This is a genomic window from Streptomyces sp. NPDC047453, from assembly GCF_040643155.1.
In the GTDB taxonomy this organism is placed as follows: domain Bacteria; phylum Actinomycetota; class Actinomycetes; order Streptomycetales; family Streptomycetaceae; genus Streptomyces.
Map to the genome: position 1 here is coordinate 1 of NZ_JBEYTS010000157.1, position 4,528 is coordinate 4,528.

Here is a 4,528-nt window from a genome sequence, read left to right on the forward strand (position 1 = left end):
GCTTCGCCACACACGCCGGCATCCCCTCCACCGCGACCCCAGGCCCCCCATCACCGGCCGTACTCGCGGCATCGACACGGCCGCCCACCACACCCTCCACACCCGTCGCATCCGCCGCACGGCGCCGGAAAGCCCCGGGCGACACGCCGACCAACTCGGTGAAGCGGGGTGGTGAACGTACCCAGCGACGCACAGCCGACCGCGAAGCAGACCTCGGTCATATCGAGCGTGCGTCGGCGGCGGGTGGCTTCGGCAGTTGCGCCGGGCCCGGTTGGGCAGCCTGGCGGCGGCACGGCTCAACGCGAACGGATCGGCGACCCAGTCGTCATGACGGAGGAACAGAAAACTGCAGGCCATCGGCCGCTACCTGCCCAAGGGCCACCGAGATCACCCGAGCATCACCCCTACCGCACCGCCATCGCAGAGGAGATCAACAACCAGCTCCGCCGATGCCTCGGCCACCTCGTCCACCGCACAAGATGCCTTCCAGCACGCCATCACCGGCGTTGCCGCTGCAACGAGTTGACCCCACCCGCCCCGTTGACGCCGGGTTGTGGCGGTGTTCCAATACCTGAGCGCCCCCCACGTGTACATGTCACTAGAGTGGAGACGGGCATTTACGGTGTGAGCTTTACGGTGTGCTTTGCCATGCCTGTTTACCTGGGCTGGTAGAGCGCTGCGGATGTCGGTCTCCGCTCGGACAGGAGCGGACCCACGATGGTGTTTTCACCGAACGGTCTACGCGGCATACGGAAGTCTCCCCCAACCTCAGCCAGAACCAATGTCACTCGCCGCGTCGCACTGGCGCACCCGTCGCGTCTTCGTCGGGAGGTGCCCAAGTGAAGCGGCGATTCACGCGGATTGCCGGAGCGGCGGCACTTCTGCTCGGGCTGTCTCTCGGCGCGCCGGCCGCGCCGGCCGCACAGGCCGCCGCGCCGCCGGCGCCGAAGGGTGTTGACCCCTCGCTGTACTCCGGCCTGAAGTGGCGCAACGTCGGCCCGCAGCTCGGCGGGCGCTCGATCGCTGTCGGCGGCAGCTCCGCCCGTCCGAACGAGTACTACTTCGGGGCGACCGGCGGCGGCCTGTGGAAGACCACCGACGGCGGCACGGGGTGGGCACCGGTGACGGACGGGCAGATCTCGAGCTCGTCGGTCGGTGCGGTCGCGGTGTGTCCGGCCGACCCTGATGTGGTCTACATCGGAATGGGCGAGGTGGACCTGCGCGGGAACATCATCCCGGGCGACGGCGTGTACAAGTCCACCGACGGCGGCAAGAACTGGAAGCATCTGGGACTCGCCGACACCCAGATGATCGGCCGGATCCAGGTCGACCCGGACCACTGTGATCGCGTGTTCGTCGCCGCTCAGGGGCACGTGTGGGGCAAGAACACCGAGCGTGGCGTGTTCCGCTCCACCGACGGCGGCGAGAACTGGAAGCGCGTGCTGTACGTGGACGACCAGACCGGTGCACCGGACCTGGCAATGGACCCGTCCGACTCGAACGTGCTGTACGCCGGGATGTGGCAAGTCCAGGGCAAGTTCTGGAAGATGACGAATGGTGGCCCCGGCAGCGGGCTCTACAAGTCGACCGACGGCGGCAGCACCTGGACCCAGCTGACCTCCCGCCTCGGGCTGCCCGCGGACGCGCCGATCGGCAAAATCGGGGTCAGCGTCTCCGGCGCCGACCCGAACCGGGTGTACGCGCTGGTGGAGGCGAAGGAAGGCGGGCTGTTCCGCTCTGACGACGCGGGCCGCACCTGGAAGCTGGTCAACAAGAACAACGCCATCAGGCAACGCGCCTTCTACTACACCCGAGTGATCGCCGACCCGGTCGACCGGGACCGGGTCTACGCGCCCAACGTGTCGTTCATGCGCTCGAACGACGGCGGCGCCACCTTCTCGGCCATGGGGGGCCTGCCGCACGGCGACCACCACGCCCTGTGGATCGACCCGCAGAACAACAACAGGATGGTCGAGGGCAACGACGGCGGCGGCACCGTAACAACGAACGGCGGCTCGTCGTGGACCGCGGAGAACTACTCGACCGCCCAGATCTACAGCTTGGTCACCACAGACAACGACCCGTACCTGATCTGCGGCCAGCAGCAGGACCGCGGCACCACCTGCGTGTCCAGCACCGGCGGCACCGACATGGTCGACATCACCGGCGGCAGTGAGAGCGGACCGATAGCCGTCGACCCGAGCAACTCCAACGTGTTCTACGTCGGCAGCTGCTGCGGGCCGTGGACCGGTTCGATGAGCCGTTTCGACCGCAGCGGTGAGAGCGCCGTCGGCAGCCGGCGGATCGACCCCTGGCCGGACAACCCGATGGGCTCGGCGGCCGGCGCGCTGAAGTACCGCTTCCAATGGTCGTACCCGCTGGTGACCAACCCGGCCGAGCCGAACGCCGTCTTCGCCGGTTCGCAACACGTGATGAAGTCGACGAACGGCGGGCAGTCCTGGCAGGAGATCAGCCCGGATCTCAGCTACGCCGATCCGTCCACCATGGGTGACTCCGGTGGGCCGATCACCCTGGACCAGACCGGCATCGAGTACTACGCCACCGTGTTCTCGATCGCCCCGTCGACCTTGAACAAGAACCTCATCTGGGCGGGCACCGACGACGGTCGGGTCTGGCTCACCCAGAAGGGCGGCGGTAAGTGGAGTGAGGTCACCCCACCTGATCTGGAGAAGTTCACCCGGGTCAGCATGATCGACGCCGGACACTCCACCAAGGCCAACGGCCAGGACATGGCCGCGCAGAAGACCGCGTACCTCGTTGGACAGCGCTACAAGCACCAGGACTTCACCCCGATCGCCTACCGCACCCATGACGGCGGCAAGCACTGGACGAAGATCACCACCGGCTTCGCGCCGGACGACTACCTGTGGAGCATCCGTCAGGACCCGGTCCGAAGCGGGCTGCTCTACGCCTCCAGCGCGCACGGCGTGTACGTGTCGTTCGACGACGGCGACCACTGGCAGTCGCTGGGGCTGAACCTGCCCGATGTCACCGCCTACGACCTCAAGGTCAAGGGCAACGACCTGGTGATCTCCACCCAGGGCCGCGGTTTCTACGTCCTTGACGACGGGGCGGAACTGCTGCGCAGGCTCAACCCCAGCACCACGCCGGAGGACATCGCGGACTTCCACCAGACCGTCCCGCCGGTGACGCCGATCGCGAAGGTGTCACCACCGGCCGCGGTGGTCCCGCCGACCACGCACGCCGACGACGCCGAAAACGACCTGGCCGTCGTGCACGACCCGAACAACGTCGTACGTTCGGTGAGCAACAACGTCACGGTGAACTACACCCTCAAAAAGGACGTCACCTCGGCGAAGGTGGAGTTCGTCGCCGCGGACGGCACCGTCGCCGCCAGCAACAACGTGCCCACCACGGCAGGGAGCAGGACGGCCACGTGGAACATGCGCTACCCGGACGCGGCCGGCTTCCCCGGGCTGATCTACTGGAGCGGTACCAACCAGGGTCCGAAGGCGCCGCTCGGCAGCTACACCGTGCGCCTCGTGGTGGACGGGAAGTCGTTGCAGCAGTCCTTCGACATCCTCAAGGATTCCCGACTCACCCATGTCACAGAGGCCGACATCGCATCGCAGTTCAAGCTGGACCTCGCCGTACGGAACGCCACCAACGACGCCAACCAGGACGTGGTCAACATCCGTGCATGCACCGCGCAGGTGGATGATCGGGTCGCCGCCGCGAACGATGCGGACGTCACCCAGGCCGGCACGCAGCTCAACAAGACACTCAACGCCGTACAGAACGAGCTGTACCAGACCAAACTGCAGGCCAACCAGGACCCACTCAACTTCGGCATCAAGCTCAACAACAGGATCGCCTCACTGCACGCCGTGATCGAAAGCGTCGACGGTCGGCCCACCGACCAGACCGAGCAGGTCTTCGAGGCCCTGAACACGGAGCTGCAGGCCCAGCTGAAGAAGCTCCGCACCGCGGTCGACACCGACGTGCCGAACTTCAACCAGCTTCTCGCCTCGCACAAGCTGGCGCAGATCAACTGCTCAGCCGTCTGAGGCATACCTGAGCAACATCTGATGCGCACCTGAGGCACACCGCGCATCGCGCCGCCGGGCCGGCACACTGACCGCGACACGGTCACTGCCGGCCCGGCATTCGCGTGTATGCGAGCTCATGCACGCGAACCCTTTGCCGGTCGCCGTCAGCCCGCTGCCCCCGAAGAGCCCGAAGATTTTGGCGCTGCCGGTTCTGTGGAAGGAACGGGACGATTCAGGATGTGCATGGTCAACATGACAATGCTCCGGCACAACACCAGAACGGGTGTTTTCCCCAGCTCGGACAGGCGCCGAGCACCGGCCACCAGCGACGCAGAGTGCCCCCTCCCCGCGATCCTTGCGCAGCGGGCATGGTCGATCCCGGGCGGCGGCCCGCGCGCAGGGCTGAAGTTCCCCCATGGGGCTGGACAGCCTGATACTGGGACGGTTGGTCCCGGAGGAAGCAGTTCCAGGTAGTGAGTAAGAAGAGCAACACGAGC

Annotated in this window: 1 protein-coding gene and 1 pseudogene; one reads left to right on the plus strand and one right to left on the minus strand. The window is 66.7% G+C overall.

From position 1 onward, the window contains the following. Positions 1-239, minus strand: a pseudogene (locus ABZ818_RS42520) (AraC family transcriptional regulator); the annotation flags it as partial. A gap of 600 nt (positions 240-839) precedes the next feature. On the opposite strand from ABZ818_RS42520, the gene ABZ818_RS42525 reads away from it, so the two are divergent. Further along, a complete protein-coding gene (locus ABZ818_RS42525; protein WP_361427623.1) occupies positions 840-4,049 on the plus strand; it encodes a hypothetical protein in 3,210 nt (1,069 codons plus the stop codon). The last annotated feature ends 479 nt before the right edge of the window (positions 4,050-4,528 follow it).